Genomic DNA, 17,414 nt, shown 5'->3' with positions numbered 1-17,414 from the left:
GCCGCCTCGCGCAAGATCGGCGAGATCATCGCGGTGATCGACGGCATTGCCTTCCAGACCAACATCCTGGCGCTCAATGCCGCGGTGGAGGCTGCGCGTGCCGGCGAGCAGGGCCGCGGCTTCGCGGTGGTCGCCAGCGAGGTGCGCGCGCTGGCGCAGCGCTCGGCCGATGCGGCCAAGGAGATCAAGCGCCTGATCGAGGCCTCGGTGGACCAGGTCGCGGTGGCCTCGGCGCAGGTGCACGACGCCGGCCGCACCATGGGGCGCGTGCTGGCCTCGGTGGACGAGGTCAATGCCCTCATGGCGGGCATTGCGGCGGCCTCGCAGGAGCAGGCCGCCGGCATCGACGAAGTCGGACAGGCGATGGCGCAGATGGACCGCAGCACCCAGCAGAACCTGGCGCTGGTGGAGCAGGCCACGGCCGCGTCGCGCGCGTTGGAGCAGCAGGCCGGCAGTCTGAGCGAGGCGGTGGCGGTGTTCCGGCTGGCCGATGCGGCACCGTCGGTCCCGCTGCCGGAGCAGGCGTTGCCGGTGCTGGCGATCCAGCCTGCGCCAGCCGGCTTCGACTATGCGCGCAGCGCCTGATGCGGAAGCGTTCGCAGGGCGGGGCGCCGCGGGCAGTGCGGTTGACGACCGCTACGGCGTCCATCGCCACGCCGAACGCACCCACGTCGGGGGCATGCGGACAGGCCTGTAGGTGTGTTCCCTACACACCCATCGTGAAGCTTGTGTGTAGAAAAATTTTCGCTTAAGTTGCGCCCACGCCTGCCGTCAACAGGCGTAGACGCGATACGTCCTGTGTACGCGGCTCGATCCCGGCGTCCTGACATGCCGGCGTAGTGCCGCACGGACCGTACCGCCTCGCTGGCGCCGGAGGTCGCGCCTGATTCGCGGTAGGCGGGAGGAGAGGGGGCCGCCGGGCGCTGCATGGAGTTCTGCTTCCGCAGCGCTGGGCCAACACACCGCGATGCGACCGCATCGGCGCGCCCACCCGCCTGCTCATTCCCCCTTGTTCGCATCCCTGTTTGCGCCATGTCGTGCCGCAGCGCAGCATGCGTGCCCGATTCGCCGCCCGAGCGCAGCATCGCCGCAGCCGTCGATCGCGCCGCGATGTTCGGTGTTCGGCCGCGGTCCGGGCGCACCCGCCGCAGCGTCTTCGAGCGCTTCGACGAACGCGCTCTCGCCCAAGCCGATCTGTCGGATGCAGCCTGTCCTTTAGGAGCGGCTTCCGCCGCGATGCGCTTTGCCGAGAACGCGCATCGCGGCGAAAGCTGCTTCTACGGAGCGTTTCCCACCGTTCGTGGATGGACCCTTCAGTCGCGATCCGGCCGCAGCAGCCAGCGCAGATGCGCCTTGAGCTGGCGGCCATGCTGGTGGAACCAGGTGCGCTCGGCGCGCCAGTCGGGGAAGCGCGCTTCCACTTCGTGCCAGAACGCCGGCGAATGATTGGCCTGGATCAGGTGGCAGAGCTCGTGCACCAGCACGTACTCGAACGCCGAGGGGCGTCCCAGCACCAGCGCCAGATCCAGCGCCATGCTGCCGTCGGGCGCCAGCGAGCCCCACTGCGAGGACATGACCTTGTAGCGCACCGCACGCGGGGCGCGCGGCAGCGATGGCAGGTACTGCGGCAGCCAGCGGCCGACGTCGGCGCGGGCCTGGGCTTCGTAGAAATCGCGCAGCGCGCGGCGCAGCGCCGCGTCGCCGCCGCGTGGCGGCAGGTGCAGATGGGCCACGCCGTCGGCGACCTCGATGCGCGCGTAGCGGGCGTCGTGCCAGGCCACCGGCAGCGACTGCCCGCGCAGCGGCAGTTCGCCGGCCTCGCCCGGGCGCAGCGGCGTCAGCGTCTCGGCGGCGACATAGCGCGAGAGCTGCTGCGCCAGCCACTGGCGGTTCTCCAGCAGGAAGCGCTCGCCGGCGATCAGGCTGGCCCGCAGGGGCAGGGTCAGGCGTGCGCCGCGTTCGTCCACGCTGAGCTTGATGCGCCGCGCGCGCGGGTCGCGCACGCGCAGCACCTCGACCTCGCGCTCGTCCAGGCGGAAGCGGACGAGGTCGCGTTCGACGGCCGCCGGGGGCGGCGCGATCAGGCGACGGAGCAGATCGGGCATGGGCACAGCATACCGCCGGCACGGGTGCGCACGGTGACAGCCGCGTGCACCCGCTTGCGCCGCAGCATCAGTCGGCCTTGCTCAGCTTCAGCGCCTCTTCCAGCAACAGGAACAGGCGCCGCACTTCGGCGCTCATCAGCGCGAAGCGCGCGTCCAGTTCGGCGCGCACGCCGTCCTGGTCGGCATGCTCGAGCTGGTCCAGCGCACCGTCGAGGAACTTCAGCTTGCGGATCACCAGATCGTCGCCGAGCACGAAGGACACGTGGTCGTCGAGCACCAGCGCCAGCTTGGTGACCTGCTTGCCGGCTTCCAGGTGCTTGTCGATCTCGTCGCAGCGCAGCTCCTGGTGCTGGCACTTGACCACCGCGCCGCCTTCGATCGGATCCTTCATCTCGCATTCTTCGCCCAGGCTCAGGCCTTCGGGCAGCGGTTCGCCGGCGATCCAGCCGGTGAGGATCGAGCGCGGCGCCACTTCGGCGTTGAGCGGCAACGCCGGGAAGCTGCCGAGCAAGCCGCGGATCTCCGACATCACGTTCTCGCCGGTCTTGCGGCTGGAGGTGTCCACGGCGACGTAGCCGTGCTGCAGGTCGAGCATGGCGTCGGTGCGCGAGGACTTGACGAAGGCACGCGGCAGCAGCTCATGGATCAGGTCGTCCTTGAGCCGCTTGCGTGCGCGGCCGCCGGGGCGCCGGCCTTCCTTCTCCTCGATCTCGGCGACCTTGCGCGCGAGCAGGTCGTTGACCACCGAGCCGGGCAGGATCTTGTCCTCGCCGCCGACGGTCAGCCACAGGAAGTCGGCGATGCGGTGCGACAGCGCTTCCTGCTCGTCGCGGCCGAACGGGGAGATGAAGCCGCGCGAACTCATTTCCAGCGGGCCGACCGACTTGAGCTGGGCCTCCGGCAGGAGCGTTTCGACCTCGGAGAAATCGAGCGTGGTGGGGAAGCGGAACAGGGTCAGATTGCGAAAGAACATCGAGCATCCAGCGGAAGGAAACGGAACGGTCCGGCGGCATGCGCCGGAGAGCGGTGGCCATTGTCGCATCGCGCCCGCCCCAGCACCGCATCGGGCGGTTCAGCGAGATGGATCAGCCCAACGGGTCGTCCGCCCAGGCGCCGGCCGTGGCCGCGCCGCCGAGCGCGGCGAAGTCGAACAGCGCGCGGTCGGCCAGCTGCGCCGGATGCACGTTGCCCAGCGCGCGGGCGATCTGCTCCACCCGCCCCGGATGCTCCCGGTCCCACTGCTGCAGCAACTGGCCGACCTGGCGGCGCTGCAGCGTCTCCTGGCTGCCGCACAGCGTGCAGGGGATCAGCGGGAAGGCCTGTGCCTGCGCGTAGGCGGCGATATCGTCCTCGCGCACGTAGGCCAGCGGCCGGATCACCACGTGGCGGCCATCGTCGCTGCGCAGCACCGGCGCCATCGCCGCCAGCTTGGCGTGGAAGAACAGGTTCATGAAGAACGTGGCGACGATGTCGTCGCGGTGGTGCCCCAGCGCGATCTTGGTGAAGCCGTTCTCCGCGGCGTAGCGGTACAGCGCGCCACGGCGCAGCCGCGAGCACAGCGAACACAGTGTTTTGCCTTCCGGCACCACCCGGGTGACCACCGAATAGGTGTCCTGTTCGATCACATGCCAGGGCACGCCGCGCTGGCGCAGATAGGTCGGCAGCACGTCGGCGGGAAACCCCGGTTGCTTCTGGTCCAGGTTCACCGCCACCAGCTCGAACGGCACCGGCGCCTTGCGCTGCAGCTGCAGCAGGATGTCGAGCAGGGTGTAGCTGTCCTTGCCGCCGGACAGGCACACCATGACCTTGTCGCCGGCGCCGATCATGCCGAAATCGGCGATGGCCTGGCCGACCTGCCGGCACAGGCGCTTGCCCAGCGCCACGGCGTTGCGGGCGGCGGGCGGTGCGGGATCGGCGAGCGGGTGCAGCGGCGGCAGGGGCAGGGGCGAGGTCATCGGCGGTAGTGTAGTCGGCGCGGCCGGCGCAGCACCGCGCGGTCGGCGTTGCCGGTCATTCCAGTTCCGCCACCTCGACCGCCCCGAACGTGCTGGTCAGGCGGGCGATGAAGGTGCCGAGGCAGCGCAGTCCCTCGCTGGTGTTCGCGCAGAAGAGCAGGCCATCGGCGGTGCACCACATCATCGCGTCCGGCATCGGTCGTGCCAGCGCGGCGGTGGCGCCGGCATCCCCGTCGCGTGCGTCCGCATCTTCCACGCCCGGCAGCTGGCCGATGGCATGCCGTACCTTTGCTGGATCGGCGCCGGCAAACGTCAGGCGATACTCATATCCCATGTGCTGCTCCGATGCGGGGGCCGGTGCCTGTGCGGCGTGCCACGTCACCCGACAGTGTCATGGCCTCGTCCCCAGGTCCGTCGCGACGGATATGGATGTGTGCGTCATCAGCGCATACAGTTCGGCCACCCGCTGCTCGGAGATGCCTTCGCGCTGTTCGACCGCGAGCGGATGCATGGTCGCCTCCAGTTCAATCCTTGGGCGAATCCCGTCATCGCGCAGGTGGACGTGGGTCTTGAGGCCGGCAGTGTTCGGATACGGCGACAGGCGGGAGTTCAGCCAGCCGAAGAACGGCCCGACGTGCGCGCGCTCGCGCTGGTCGAAGCACTGCACCCACTGCAGATAGCTGGCTTCGCTGAGCGAGACCCACACGCCCCAGGAAAACGGCTCGGCGTGACCGTGCACGGGAATCTCGATGCAGCCCCGAACGAAGAAGTGCGTCTCGTCGATCACGCAGTCGTCCGACCCCAGGTCGCAGCGGGTGGCACGCTGCTCCTCGGGGATCAGCGCATAGCTCAGCGGCGCCGCCACGCTGAAGCCAGGCATCCCCTCGTGGAGCTGATCACAGGCGCTGCAGGTGAAGCGGAACGTCATGGCTGGGGTCGAGACGGCAAGAAGGCTGGCCAGTGTAGCCGCCTGCGGCATTGCCAGCCCCCGCGCGCGGCAGGCGTCCGGCGACCCTGTTTTTGTCATCATGCCGAGCCAGGACCGCCCCGCTACACTCGCCACTGGTCACGGACGCAAGGTCGCTCCATGTTCAAGAACCTCATTCCCAAGATCTTCTACGCGCGCATGCAGGACGGACTGGATTTCTTCGGCGGCGGCCTGGGATTCCAGGTGCTGTACCAGGACGCCACGATGGCGGTGATCGCGCGCGACGGCGCCAAGGCCTATCTGGTGGAAAACGCCGAGTGGGCGGCGAAGGACCGGCCGGAACTGGGCATCGAAACCGACAGCATCGACACGATCTATGCCGAGTTGTCCGCACGTGCGCCGCAGTGGCTGCATCCGAATTGCCGTACCGTCGCGCTCAAGCCCTGGGGCGCACGCGAGTTCGCGATGCTGGACCCCACCACGGTCTGCGTGGTGTTCCGCGAGTGGCCGGCGCAGCCGTAGGCGACAGCGCCCCCTGAGCGAACTGCGGATCGCGTATGCGCAAGAAACACGATCTGCCGGAGAAGCCCTGCCTGCACTGCGGCCGGCCGTTCCGCTGGCGCAAGAAGTGGGAGAAGATCTGGGACGAGGTGAAGTATTGTTCCGACCGCTGCCGTGGCGAGCGCAAGCGTGTGCGCGCGCTGGAGGCGCCATGAGCCGGGTCGTGCGCTGGCGCACCGCATGCCCGCGGGCGTGCCGCGCTGCATGAGTCCGGTGCCATCCACCGCCCACACCCTGCGCCTGGTGCTGGGCGACCAGCTCGATCCCGCGCACGCCTGGTTCGACGTGCGCGATCCCGGCGTGGTGTATGTGCTGATGGAAGTGCGGCAGGAGACCGACTACGTCCTGCACCATGCTCAGAAGATCCTGGCGGTGTTCGGCGCGATGCGCGATTTCGCCCGCCAGCTGCGGGCGACGGGCCACCGTGTGCGCTACGTGGCGATCGACGATGCCAGCAATCGCCAGTCCATCCCCGCCAATCTCGATGCGCTGATGGCGCACTACGGTGCGCAGCGCCTGCAGTATCAGGACCCGGACGAATGGCGCCTGGACCAACAGCTGCGGCAGTGGGGCGCAGCGCAGGCCTTCGTCGTCGAGGCGGTGGACAGCACGCACTTCTACACGCGCCGCGGCGAGCTGGCGGACTTTTTCCGCGGGCGTGGGCAGTGGCTGATGGAGCACTTCTACCGGCACATGCGCAAGCGCCACTGCATCCTGCTGGCAGCGGACGACACACCCGAGGGCGGGCAGTGGAACTACGACCACGACAATCGCCAGCCCTGGCATGGCGAGCCGCCGCCACCGCCCGATGCGCGCCCGACCCACGATCACCGCGCGCTGTGGGCCAGCATCCAGGCCGCCGGCGTCGCCAGCTTCGGCCAACCGCAGGCAGAGGCGGTGCGCTGGCCATTGAACCGGGCCGAGGCGCTGGCCTGCCTCGATCGGTTCATCGTCGACGCCCTGCCGCATTTCGGCCGCTACGAGGATGCGATGAGCACGCGCAGTCCGCGCCTGTTCCATTCGCAGCTTTCCTTCGCCCTCAACACCAAGATGCTGCGGCCGCAGGAAGTGGTGCAGCACGCGCTGGCGGCCTATGGCGCCGGCGCCGCGCCGCTGGCGGCGGTGGAAGGTTTCGTGCGGCAGATCCTCGGCTGGCGCGAGTACGTGCGCGGCATCTACTGGGCACACATGCCGGGCTATGAAGCGCGCAATGCGCTCGGCCACGACACGCCGCTGCCGGCCTGGTTCTGGACCGGCGAGACGCACATGCGCTGCCTGCAGCACGCCATCGGCCAATCGCTGCAGGATGCGTACGCGCACCATATCCAGCGGCTGATGGTGATCGGCAACTTCGCCCTGCTCGCCGGCCTGGATCCGGCGGCGGTGCATCGCTGGTATCTGGGCGTCTACGTCGATGCGTTCGAATGGGTCGAACTGCCCAACACCGTGGGCATGAGCCAGTTCGCCGACGGCGGCCTGCTCGCGACCAAGCCCTACGTCAGCAGCGCGGCCTACATCGACCGCATGAGCGACTACTGCCAGGGCTGCCGCTACGATCGCAAGCAGAAGACCGGCGCGCGTGCGTGTCCGTACAACGCGCTGTACTGGGACTTCTTCGCGCGGCACCAGGACACGCTGGGGCGCAATCGTCGCCTGGACATGGTCTACCGCCAACTGGGCAAGTTGCCGGCCACGCAACTGCAGGCCTTGCGCGCACAGGCGCAGCAGTTGCGCGAAGGTCTGGACACGCTGTAGCGCGGGCCAGGCGACTCGTGCGCATCCGCAGCGACCGGATGCGATGCGGGAACGTGCCCTGCGACGCACCCAAAGCGTGCCGCGCGCCGCGCATCGGCACGCTGTCGCATGCGCGGCGCACGCAATCGCGCGATCTGCTACCTGCGTTGTGGCCGATCAACACGCACTCAAGCACCCTGTGCCGCCGGTCGGCCCAGGCCGCCGGTTGCACTCAAGGTGTCAGCGACGTGGATGACAGTTGGATGACTGTCGCGCGTCGTGTTGTTCCCCCGCAACCCTATCGAGCATGATCATGACCACGACGCTCTCCCTCACCACCAGCGCACGCGCGCTGGGTGTCCTTGCCCTCATGACCGCCGCCACGGCGATCGCTGCGGTTCCCGCGGCGCCTCAATGCAGCGTGCCGCAGGCCTGGGCGCTGCCGGCTGCGGCCACGGTGGTCGGCACCGGCACGCAGGCCAGTTGCACCGCCAGCGCGCTGGCCTCCGCCGTCGCGCAGGGCGGCTACATCACCTTCAACTGCGGCGCCAAGCCGACCAGCATCGCGGTCGACCGTTCGATCGTCATCGCGGCGGCGGCGCCCACCGTGATCGATGGCCAGGGCAAGATCACCCTGGACGGCCGCCAGTCCGCCCGGATCCTGCTGGTCAATGCCGGCAGCGCGCTGTCGGTGCGCAACCTGAAACTGCAGAACGGCAGCTCCGTGCAGCCGGCATCGAATCAGGCCTACGACCCGGGCACCTGGGGCGGCGGCGCGATCAAGGTCGGCTACCGCGGCAAGCTGGAAGTCATCAGCAGCCAGTTCCTGGCCAACCGCAGCAGCATCGGCGGCGGCGCCATCTTCGCCGGCAGCGACGCCGAGGTGACCATCGTCCGCAGCGGCTTCTACAAGAACAGCTCCTGGCTCGGCGGCGCGCTGTACACCCAGCTCAGCCGGCTCACCATCGTCGGCTCGGAATTCGCCAACAACCAGGCGATCAATGCGCCGCAGGGCTTCCCCGATGCCGGCAACTTCGGCGGTGGCGGGGCGATCGACACCGACGGCGCATCGCTGGCCGGCTATCTCAAGGGTGGCGTCGGCAGCGGCGGCACGCTGGCGGTATGCGGCACCGTGGTCCGCAACAACGTCGCCGCCAACGGCTCCGGCGGTGCCACGTTGTGGGCGTACGCGCCGGACACCATCGACGTGAAGTACTCCACCTTCGCCAACAACGTCGCCACCGGCGGCCCCGGCGGCGGCGCGCGCATCAGCATGGGCTTCACCGACACCTCGCATGCCGGCACCGCCATCACCACGCCGGGCACCATCAACGTCGCCGAGACCAGCTTCCTGTCCAACAAGGCCGAACAGGGCAACGCCGGCGCGCTGTACCTGGATTGCTACGGCGCCTGCGACGTCAGCAACAGCACCTTCTACGGCAACTATGCGAAAGGCGTGGGCGCGGCCATCCAGCACGTCGGTTGGCAGCCGGCCAACGGCGACCAGGGCAGCCCCAGCGTGCGCTTCAACAACGTCACCTTCGCCGAAAACACGCCGTGGGTGACGCTGTTCGGCGACAAGTTCGACCTCCGCAACAGCATCCTGTACTCCAAGACCGAGCGCGTGTTCTGCAACAACCAGAGCAACACCGGCAACAACCTCATCGAGTACTCGGCCAAGGGCGCAGTCTGGCCGAACGCCTGTCTGGCCGCGGGCAACGTGAAAGCGGCCGATCCGCTGCTGTCGGCCCCCGCCAGCAACGGCGGGCCGACCCTCACCCAGCTGCCCGCGGCCAACAGCCCGGCGCTGAATGCAGGCAGCGGCTGCGCCGCCATCGACCAGCGCGGCAATCCCCGCAATACCGCGGTGTGCGATCTCGGCGCGGTGGAGGTCAAGTAGGTCGATCGGCCTTCGTTCGCTGCACGAAAGCGTGCGGTCGCGCCGGCCTGGCCGGTGCGGCCGCGCGTATTGATTCGATCGTCAGCAACGCGAGTGGATGGCCCTGCTACAGTGCGCGCGGCATGCGCCGAAGACCGCAGGAGCGACCGTGAACGAATCCGACGCCTACGTGTACGACGAGATCCGCAAATGGGTCTGGTCCGGGTTCTACTCCCAGGACGAGATCCAGGAGATGCTCGAGGACATCCTCGAAGACGACTGCGACGAGGCCATGCTGCGCGCCTCGGTCGCCAGCCAGTGGCAGGCCAAGCAGCAGGCAGAACAGACCTGGCCGACGCAGACCGATTGCGACCGGCTGGATGCGCTGTTCGAGCAACTGCACGCGTCAGGCATCTGCGCCCTGGCCAATGCCGGCTACACCATGTCCGACGGTCACGTCGAAGTGAACCAGGCGGTGGCCGACACGCCGGACCGGCGCTACCACGGTTACTGCTTCTATCACGGCCAGGACATGGAGCGCGCGATCGACGGCGGCGGGCTGATGCTGGCCTTCGGCGATCTTGAAGGACGGGAGGACGCAGACCTGGCGGTCGGCCAGCAGGTCGCCGCGGCGTTGCGTGCGGCGGGCTTCACCGTGGACTGGGACGGCACGCCGCGCAAGCGTATCGATCTGCCCGGCTTCGTCTGGCAGCGGCGCGCCGACTGGGATTGACGTTCCAGCGAGGCGTGGGCAGCCGCTGGCTGCGAGACGCCAACGCGCTGGCTACAATCGCATGCTCATGCCTGACCGCGCCCCGCTGCGTGCGCGGAAGGCGTTTGACGGAGAGGCGTTTCATGGAGCGGATGCTGTATCGCAATCGCCGCGGGTCGCGGCACGTCGCCGGCAGGCGCCTGGCGCCGCGCGCGGCCCTGCTGCTGGCCACAACGCTGCTGGCCGCCTGTGCCGGCGCGCACTCTTCTTCCCCCTCGATCACCCCTGCACACACGGAGCGGACCATGTCGGAGATGACGCCAGAGCACCTGGCACAAGGCGTAGTACGGTTGATCCTGGCGATCGGCGGCAGGCAGGATCTGGTCGCCGCGCAGGTCGCGGCGCAGACCGGGCTGCAGGTCGAGGATGAGGGCGGGCATGCGTTCAGCGCGTCCGGCACGCTCGCCGGCGGTGGCGGCTACACGCTGGAATCGGTCGCCGATGCCGACGATGCCCCGCCGTCGCGGCTGGACCTGCGCTTCACCCCCGCGCCGGGCGCGGCGCCGGCGCGGTGCACGCAATCGTTGGACGCGTATCGCCAGGCACTGGTCGCGGCCGGCTTCGTGCCGCGCTGGATTGCGCCGCCGCGCCAGGGCAGCGCCGGCCGCTGGCATTTCGAACGCGGCGCGGTCGCCGTGTACGCCTTCGTCGGCAAGGACGCTGGCGAACACGACGCGCAGGCGTGCGTGGAGATGCTGCAGATCCTGGTCGACGCCTGAGGAGCGCGGAGATGGCACACGACGACGAACGCCTGAAGGGCATGGTCGACACCTTCGCGCAGGCGCATCCGAAGGAAGGCCAGGCGCTGCGGCAGATGCTGGACAACACGCCGGAACTGCGCACGCGCGTGGAACAGGCGATCGGGCAACAGCAGCTGTCCGGCTTCGCGCCCAGCCCCGAGGCGGGTACCGGGTCGTACAGCCCGCGCACCGGACAGATCGAGCTGCCGATGGACGTGCTGGCCACGGCGAAGATGAACGCACCGCGCGACGATTCGGCCAACACCGCCCGCATCGTGCTGGGCCACGAGATCGGCCATGCCATCAACAAGGCCGCCATCGACCGCAGCGATGCCGCGTTCGCGGCCAAGGTCGACGGCATCGCCGCCTCGCCCTCGCCGCACGACTACACCGCCACGCTCCAGGCCTACGGGCAGGAACAGCGCACCCGCGAAGCCAAGGACGAGATCGCTGGGGTCAACACGCTGGCCGACTACGTCACCCGCACCAATCCCAAGGCCACGCTCAAGGACCTGTACAACGCCAGCAGCGAGATGGCCAGCTACATCGACAAGCAGGGCGTGGGCAGCAAGGCCACCTACACCGCCAAGGACGGGTTGAGCTTCGGCAAGGACCTGAAGATCGACGCCGACAATCCGCGCAACGTGGAGGCGATGGGCAAGCTGTTCTACGACGCGCGCGGCTATCCGCAGAACTATGGCGAGCGCGCGCTGGCGCAGATCGCCGATGCCGAGGACCGGGCGCAGGCGCAGCACCCCGAGCGCACGCCGCCGGCGGTGCATGCCGACCTGAAGGCGCTCGGCATCGACGCCGCGCAGGTGCCGCGCGATGTGCTGCCGGCGGGATTCCGCGATGGCTCCGCACCGGCGCCGACACCCGAACCGCCTGCGCCGCGCGCCAGTGAGCCGGCCGCCGCGCCGGGTGCCGCAGACCGCGCCCTGCACGAGCGGGTCCGCAGCGGCGTGGCCCAGGCCGAACAGGCGATCGGCAAGGGCTGGGACGACAACAGCGAGCGCATGACCGCCAGCCTGACCTTGCTGGCCAGGCAGAACGGCTTCAGCGAGCGCGATCAGCTGGCGGTAGGCTTCAACCGGCCCACCGCCGCGCACCAGGGCGGCGAACTGGCGTTCGTGTACCGCAATGGCGGCGACGTTTCGCCCGATCCCTACGCCAACCGCGCGCACATGCCCACCAGCGAGGCGATCGCGCGGCCGGCGCAGGAGACCTACCAGCAGCTGCAGCAACTGGGCGCGCAGCAGGGCCAGGCGCAGCGCCAGGCGCAGGAGCAGGAACAGGCGCTGCAGGCCACGCAACAGGGCCCGACGCGGAGCGATCCGCCGCAGGTGCTGAGCCGCTGAGCGCAGCAGGGTGGCAGTGCGCGTGCGGTACTGCCGTCTCGGTGGGCCATGGTCGCGGCAGGCCGCGGTCACGGCGCGCCGCTCGCGCCGCCTCCCATCGCGTCGGGAGCGCGGCGCCAGGGCACACTGGGCTTACGGCTGCCAGACCAGGTTCTGGGTCTTCGGATCGGCGGTGACCTTCTCGACCTTGCCGGCGCCGTCGAAGGACACCTGGAACTCGTTGAAGCTGTCGAGCCAGTAGCGCCATAGCGGCGCGTCCAGGCTCGGGTTCTCGCTGGTGATCGGATAGCCCAGCGCCATCAGCACCTGCTCGCGGGTCATGCCCTTGGTCACGCGGTTGGCGGCGATCGCCTCGCGGATCTTCGGCGGGTAGGCCGCCAGCTTCGCCGTGGGATCCTGCGCGACCACGTAGCGCTGGGCGAAGGCCTCGTTGCCCAGGTCGCGGCTGTAGTCGTTGCCGATCGACTGCTTCTTGCCGTCGATCAACACATTGACCCGGTAGCGGCCGTAGCCGGTCACCTGCACCGGCGTGCCGGCCGGGATCACCCGCTTGCCGTCTTCGGCGTAGTTGCTGTCGCTGATCCAGCTGCCGTCGCTGCGCATGTTGCAGCACAGGAAGCCGGAGAACTTGGCATCGGCCGCCGCGGCCAGCTGCGGCAGGGCCGCCGCCAGGGCGAGGGCGAGAACGAACGGGGAACGGAACGAACGCATGGCTGACTCCTTTCGGCGCGGCGATCCTGCCGCGGGTGGCACGAGGGTGGGAGGGCACCGCCTCCGCCGCGGCGCCCGCGCGCATTGTGCCGGCTGGCCTGCACCTGGGATAGCGGCGCGTTGCACGGTGACGGCGGACCGGTGGCCTGTGTATGCTCGAACCTCGTGGACACCCTGACGCCCGCCGAGATCTCCCTGCGCATCGACGCCCTGCGTCGGGAGCACCGCGCGCTCGACGAACAGTTGCAGCGCATCCCGGCCAATCTGGACGACGAGCTGGAAGCCAAGCGGCTGAAGAAGCGCAAGCTGCAACTGAAGGACTGCATCCTGCGCCTGGAGCATCTGCTGATCCCCGACGAACCGGCGTGAGCGCGGCGACCTTCTTCAGCGTCGGCCATTCCACGCGCAGCCTGGAGACCTTCCTGCAGATCCTGCGGGGCGCCGGCGTCACCCGGCTCGCCGACGTGCGCGCGTTTCCGTATTCGCGGCGGTTCCCACAGTTCGACGGCAGCGCGCTGGCGCCGGCGCTGGCCGCCGCGGGGATCGCCTACCGGCACTTCCGCGCCCTGGGCGGACGCCGCGGCAAGCAGCCGGGGGTCGATCCGCAGCGCAACGGTCACTGGCGCAGCGTCAGCTTCCACCACTACGCCGACTACGCGCTGGGCGACGAATTCGCCGAGGCGCTGGCCGAGTTGCAGGCCTTCGGCGAGGACGGCGCGTGCGCGGTCATGTGCGCCGAGGCCTACTGGCGGCAGTGCCACCGTCAGATCGTCTGCGACCACCTGCTGCACCACGGCCACCCGGTGGTGCACCTGATCGACGTCGCCCGCCAGGAACCGGCCACGCTCAACCCGGCTGCGCGCAGCGACGCGCAGGGGCAGTTGGTCTATCCGCCCGATGCGGCGGCTGCGGGGCCGCGCACCGGAGATCTGTTCGACGCCTGAGCGGTGCTGTCGTCGCCGCAGGCCGCCAGCGCGGCGGCTGCGTCGCCACGCGCCAGCGGCGGCGTCAGGCTCAATGCGTTGGGACCGACGGCACCGTGACCGCATTGCTCCGCGGCGTATCGTCGGTACCGACGAGGGCGGCGGTGCTCTGCTCAGGCGTACCGTCCTCGGAGGTGGTGAGCAGGCGCAACGGCTGGCCGTGGTAACGGTATTCCAGCGCCTGCTGCAGCTGATCCAGCCGCGCCACCCGCGCGCACAGCGCCTGCGCCTTGGTTTCGATGCCCTTGCTGCGCGCATCCAGGCGGGCCTCGAGGGCGGCGTCCATGCGGTTGGCGCGCTTGTCGATGGCATCGGCGCGGCCCGTGACGATCTGCCAGAGCAGGTGGCGGGCGATGCTGCCTGAGAAACTCTCGGCCTGGGTCTGCACGTAGCGCTCGAAATTGCTGTCGAACGCGGTCTGGTCCCAGCGTCCCCTGCCGAGCGTGCCGTCGACGTATGCGTTGGCCTGCGTGCGTAGCCGCTCGATCTTGCGCGCATTGCCCGCATTGCCGGTCAGCACTTCGACGACGACGCCGAGCACGTCGTAACTGAGGTCGACCGTTTCGTGCGAGAGATCCGTCACCTCCGGCATCAGCGCGCGGGTCTCGCGCTCCATGTCCAGCAATCGCTGCGCATCCGCTGCGCCGATCTGCTGCACCTGGTGATCCACGCTCAGTTCGCCGGCATGGAAGAAGATCTCGCGTGGTCCCTCGCCGTCGCGGGTGAGCCAGATGCCGCCGCTGTCGGCCAGCACGTTGAACGGCGTGCTCAGGCCGCACTGGCGCGAGGACACCTGCGGCCGATGGTCGTGCTTGCCAGCGTCGTCGCCTTGGTCGGCCCACGCCGGCCCGCTGGAGGCGGCAAGCAGCAACAGAGCGAAAAGAGGAGCTGTGCGCATCGCCGGAACCCGCAGCAGGGAGTTTCAAGCATGCTCGGGCCGCACCGGCCCCTGGGTCGCGTGTCGGAAGTCACTGTGCCGCGCGGCAGTGATAGCGGGGCGCCTTTATGCACGGCGCGTCGCCACGCGTCGCGCCGCAGTGATACCAGCGCGCCCTTGTGTTTGGCGCGTCGCCACGCGCCAGGATCTCACCGCATCACGACTGCAGGTGCGGCGACTGCCGCCTCAATCCTGCGGAACCGGCGGCTCCTCGACCTTGGCCGCTTCCGGGCTGACGCGCTCGATGGTGTGGCGCAGCTCACGGCCGAGGATGAACTTGGCGTCCTTCGCCCACGCATCCAGCCGTTCGTCGAACACCAGCTTGCTGTTCTCGTCCGGCCACACCAGCTTCAGTTCGCGCAGCTTCTGGATGAAGCCGCGGAACAGGGTCTTGTCGAAGAACTCCGGCGCCGCCGGTGCGTACAGCAGGCTCAGGCGTTGCGCGGCCTGCTGGCACAGGCTCTCCAGTTCGCCGGCGCCGAGCTTGCCCGGGCCGTTCTTCACCAGGACCGAGATGGCGATGTAATAGCGCTCGAACGCCTGTTGCAGCGAGTGGCCGATGGCGCGCAGGCGGAACACCTCGTCGGTCTGGCCGGTGTTGCGCGCCAGCACGCTGCCGTCGTCCTCGGCGAGCTGCAGCAGCAGGCCTTCGCGCACGAACACCTCGATGGTGCGTTCGATGCGCTCGGCGAACTGGTCCTCGCTCCACGGCAGGAACAGTTCCGCCTGCAGGAACGGGTACACGGTGCGGCCCAGCCGCAGCAGGCCGGCGCGGCTCATGCGGCGGTTGTTCTGGAAACAGCACGCCACCCACGAGGAGGCGGTGAACAGGTGCAGCACGTTGTTGCGGAAGTAGCTCAGCAGCACCGCGTTGTCGCCGTTGACGCTGAGCACGTCGCCGAGCGGATGCGGCGTGCGGGTGAGCACGTTGATCTCTTCGGCGTGGGCGATGATGCGCTCGGGCGAATGCGGGGTCACCGTGACCCGGTCCGAGTACGGCAGTTCCGCCAGCAGCTTCTTGCACAGTTCGATCTGCGCGATCAGGTCGGCCTCGCCCATGGCGTGCTTGGGCGTGGACAGCAGCGCCAGCGCCAGCAGGTTGACCGGATTGACGTCGGCGGCGGCGTTGATGTGCACCTGGATCTGCTGCGCCAGCGCATCGACGGTGCCGTTCAACCAGGCCGGTTTCTCGTCCTCGCCCAGCGGCTGGCCGTCCCATTCCGGCGCGCGCTGCGCCAGCACCTGGCTCAGCGGAATCGGCTCGCCGAAGTTCACCACCACCTGGCCGTAGTTCTGCTTGAGCACCTTGGGGATGCCCCACAGCAGCGCCCAGATCGATTCCTTCTCCTTGGGCCGGCCGCTGAGTTCGTCGAGGTAGCTGTTGCCTTCCATCAGCTTCTCGTAGCCGACGTAGATCGGCTGGAACAGCACCGGCTTGCGCGGCTGGCGCAGGAACGCGCGCAGGGTCATCGCGATCATGCCGCCCTTGGGCTGCAGCAGGCGGCCGGTGCGCGAGCGCCCGCCCTCGACGAAGTACTCGATCGAGTAGCCACCGGCCACCAGTTGCGCCACGTACTCGCTGAGCACCGCCGAGTACAGCGCGTTGCCCTTGATCGAGCGGCGGATGAAGAACGCGCCGCCCTTGCGCAGCAGGGTGCCGACCACCGGCAGGTTGAGGTTGATGCCGGCCACGATGTGCGGCGGCACGATGCCGCGTTCGTACAGCAGGTAGGACAGCAGCAGGTAGTCCATGTGGCTGCGGTGGCTGGGCACGTAGATCACTTCGTGCCCGGGCGCGGCGTCCTTGAGCTTGTCCAGGTGGTGGACCAGCACGCCCGCGTAGATGCGGTTCCACACGTGGGTCAGCAGGAAGCTGGCCGAGCGCACCACCGGGCTGGAATAGTCGGCGGCGATTTCCCAGGCGTAGGCGTGCGCCTTGCGCCAGGCGTCCACCGGTTTGCTGTTGTCGCGCTTGGCCTGCGCGGCGATCGCCTCGCGCACCGGCTCGGCGGCCAGCACCTGGTCCACCAGCAGGCGCCGGGTCGACAGGTCGGGGCCGATCACCGCCTCGCGGATGCGCCGGAAGTGGGTGCGCAGCACGCGCTGCAGCTTGCGCACGGTGCGCTCGGGCGGCAGCCCTTCCTCCACCGTCTGCCGCATCGACACCGGTGGGGCGAAGCGCACGATGGTGCTGCGGCCGTTGAGCAGCACGCCGAGCAGGCGCCGGAAGCTGCCCACCAGCGCCCAGTTTTCCGAGAACAGCACGGCGAACCAGCCGCTCTGCTTGTCCGGTGCGCGGCCGACGAAGATCGACACCGGCACCAGGTGGATGTCCAGGTCCGGGCGCTCGCGGTGCGCCTGCAGCAGCTTGGCCAGCGAATCGGAGTGGGTCTTGGCGCCGCGCTGCTCCGGCAGCAGCGCGTGGTTGCTGCTGCGCCGGGACAGCGCCAGGTAGGCGCGCTTGCGGCCCAGCGGGTCGCCGGGCAGCGGCACCAGCGGCGAGGGCAGGCCGGATTCGCGGCAGGCCTTGTCCAGGATCAGCGCGTTGGACAGGCCGTAGTCCTCCAGCACGTACACCACCGGGCGGCCGTCGTTGTACTGGCCCGGCTCGGCCGGTTCGATCTTCAGGCCCAGCCAGGGGTCGGCCAGGCGCCCGAGCAGGCGCGCCCACAGCGGCCCCTTGGCCTGGCGCGCGGCGGTCGCGGCCACCGGCAGGGTGGAGGGAGCGGCGGTCGAGGAGGGGGACGCGCC

The 17,414-nt window shown here is 69.4% G+C and carries 18 protein-coding genes; 10 read left to right on the top strand and 8 right to left on the bottom strand.

The genetic code is table 11. The annotated features are described in order from the left end of the window. The coding region (locus CEK66_RS16525) for a methyl-accepting chemotaxis protein (protein ID WP_226978645.1) at positions 1 to 585 on the top strand (585 nt) is incomplete at its 5' end. Positions 586 to 1,313: 728 nt separating this feature from the next. Here CEK66_RS16525 and CEK66_RS16520 read toward each other — a convergent pair. The 5 genes from CEK66_RS16520 to CEK66_RS16500 all read right to left on the bottom strand — a co-directional run bounded on the left by CEK66_RS16520 (position 1,314) and on the right by CEK66_RS16500 (position 4,988). After that, on the bottom strand, positions 1,314 to 2,105 hold the full coding sequence (locus CEK66_RS16520) for a SprT family zinc-dependent metalloprotease (RefSeq protein WP_148828610.1): 792 nt from the start codon (positions 2,103 to 2,105) through the stop codon (positions 1,314 to 1,316). A 67-nt stretch (positions 2,106 to 2,172) separates the two neighbouring features. Then, positions 2,173 to 3,078 (bottom strand): recombination-associated protein RdgC, encoded by a 906-nt coding sequence (locus CEK66_RS16515; RefSeq protein ID WP_017916664.1) that lies wholly within the window; start codon positions 3,076 to 3,078, stop codon positions 2,173 to 2,175. 112 nt (positions 3,079 to 3,190) lie between these two features. Next, the gene (gene ttcA / locus CEK66_RS16510; protein WP_152237618.1) at positions 3,191 to 4,060 is read right to left on the bottom strand and encodes a tRNA 2-thiocytidine(32) synthetase TtcA; all 870 of its coding nucleotides are present in this window, start codon (positions 4,058 to 4,060) and stop codon (positions 3,191 to 3,193) included. Between the two features lie 55 nt (positions 4,061 to 4,115). Beyond that, on the bottom strand, positions 4,116 to 4,442 hold the full coding sequence (locus tag CEK66_RS20685; RefSeq protein WP_226978644.1) for a hypothetical protein: 327 nt from the start codon (positions 4,440 to 4,442) through the stop codon (positions 4,116 to 4,118). Between the two features lie 9 nt (positions 4,443 to 4,451). Next, positions 4,452 to 4,988 (bottom strand): DUF2199 domain-containing protein, encoded by a 537-nt coding sequence (locus CEK66_RS16500; RefSeq protein WP_152237617.1) that lies wholly within the window; start codon positions 4,986 to 4,988, stop codon positions 4,452 to 4,454. Positions 4,989 to 5,147: 159 nt separating this feature from the next. Here CEK66_RS16500 and CEK66_RS16495 point away from each other — a divergent pair, with 159 nt between their 5' ends. The 7 genes from CEK66_RS16495 (at position 5,148) to CEK66_RS16465 (ending at position 12,032) form a co-directional block, all read left to right on the top strand. Next, positions 5,148 to 5,510: a hypothetical protein gene (locus CEK66_RS16495; protein WP_152237616.1), complete on the top strand. Its 363-nt coding sequence runs from the start codon at positions 5,148 to 5,150 to the stop codon at positions 5,508 to 5,510. A 35-nt stretch (positions 5,511 to 5,545) separates the two neighbouring features. Next, a complete protein-coding gene (locus CEK66_RS16490; RefSeq protein WP_152237615.1) occupies positions 5,546 to 5,704 on the top strand; it encodes a DUF2256 domain-containing protein in 159 nt (52 codons plus the stop codon). Between the two features lie 49 nt (positions 5,705 to 5,753). Continuing rightward, positions 5,754 to 7,304, top strand: a complete 1,551-nt coding sequence (locus CEK66_RS16485) for a cryptochrome/photolyase family protein (protein WP_152237614.1) — start codon at positions 5,754 to 5,756, stop codon at positions 7,302 to 7,304. Positions 7,305 to 7,590: 286 nt separating this feature from the next. Next, positions 7,591 to 9,183: a choice-of-anchor Q domain-containing protein gene (locus CEK66_RS16480; protein WP_152237613.1), complete on the top strand. Its 1,593-nt coding sequence runs from the start codon at positions 7,591 to 7,593 to the stop codon at positions 9,181 to 9,183. Between the two features lie 148 nt (positions 9,184 to 9,331). Then, positions 9,332 to 9,895: a hypothetical protein gene (locus tag CEK66_RS16475; RefSeq protein ID WP_152237612.1), complete on the top strand. Its 564-nt coding sequence runs from the start codon at positions 9,332 to 9,334 to the stop codon at positions 9,893 to 9,895. Between the two features lie 14 nt (positions 9,896 to 9,909). Continuing rightward, positions 9,910 to 10,653, top strand: coding sequence for a hypothetical protein (locus CEK66_RS16470; protein ID WP_226978643.1), 744 nt, complete (start codon positions 9,910 to 9,912; stop codon positions 10,651 to 10,653). Positions 10,654 to 10,664: 11 nt separating this feature from the next. Further along, positions 10,665 to 12,032: an XVIPCD domain-containing protein gene (locus CEK66_RS16465; protein ID WP_152237611.1), complete on the top strand. Its 1,368-nt coding sequence runs from the start codon at positions 10,665 to 10,667 to the stop codon at positions 12,030 to 12,032. A gap of 132 nt (positions 12,033 to 12,164) precedes the next feature. Here CEK66_RS16465 and bamE read toward each other — a convergent pair whose 3' ends face one another. After that, positions 12,165 to 12,743 carry an outer membrane protein assembly factor BamE gene (gene bamE / locus CEK66_RS16460; protein ID WP_017912129.1) on the bottom strand — a complete coding sequence of 193 codons (579 nt, stop codon included), beginning with the start codon at positions 12,741 to 12,743 and terminating at the stop codon, positions 12,165 to 12,167. Between the two features lie 165 nt (positions 12,744 to 12,908). Between bamE and CEK66_RS16455 the strand changes: the two genes are divergently transcribed. Both CEK66_RS16455 and CEK66_RS16450 read left to right on the top strand, forming a co-directional pair. Then, entirely contained in the window at positions 12,909 to 13,112 is a 204-nt protein-coding gene (locus CEK66_RS16455) for a DUF465 domain-containing protein (protein ID WP_017908896.1), read from the top strand. Next, a complete protein-coding gene (locus CEK66_RS16450; RefSeq protein ID WP_152237610.1) occupies positions 13,109 to 13,687 on the top strand; it encodes a DUF488 domain-containing protein in 579 nt (192 codons plus the stop codon). The genes CEK66_RS16455 and CEK66_RS16450 overlap by 4 nt, the downstream gene beginning before the upstream one ends. A gap of 70 nt (positions 13,688 to 13,757) precedes the next feature. Here CEK66_RS16450 and CEK66_RS16445 read toward each other — a convergent pair whose 3' ends face one another. Together CEK66_RS16445 and plsB are read right to left on the bottom strand one after the other, a co-directional pair. Then, positions 13,758 to 14,597, bottom strand: coding sequence for a DUF2884 family protein (locus CEK66_RS16445; RefSeq protein WP_152237619.1), 840 nt, complete (start codon positions 14,595 to 14,597; stop codon positions 13,758 to 13,760). Positions 14,598 to 14,849: 252 nt separating this feature from the next. Then, on the bottom strand, positions 14,850 to 17,414 hold a 2,565-nt coding region (plsB, locus tag CEK66_RS16440), incomplete at its 5' end, for a glycerol-3-phosphate 1-O-acyltransferase PlsB (RefSeq protein WP_255424709.1).

This window comes from Xanthomonas sp. LMG 12460, assembly GCF_009192895.1.
In the GTDB taxonomy this organism is placed as follows: Bacteria; Pseudomonadota; Gammaproteobacteria; order Xanthomonadales; family Xanthomonadaceae; genus Xanthomonas_A; species Xanthomonas_A sontii.
The sequence above is the reverse complement of the archived record's forward strand: the minus strand, read 5'-3'. Positions and strand labels throughout refer to the sequence as shown.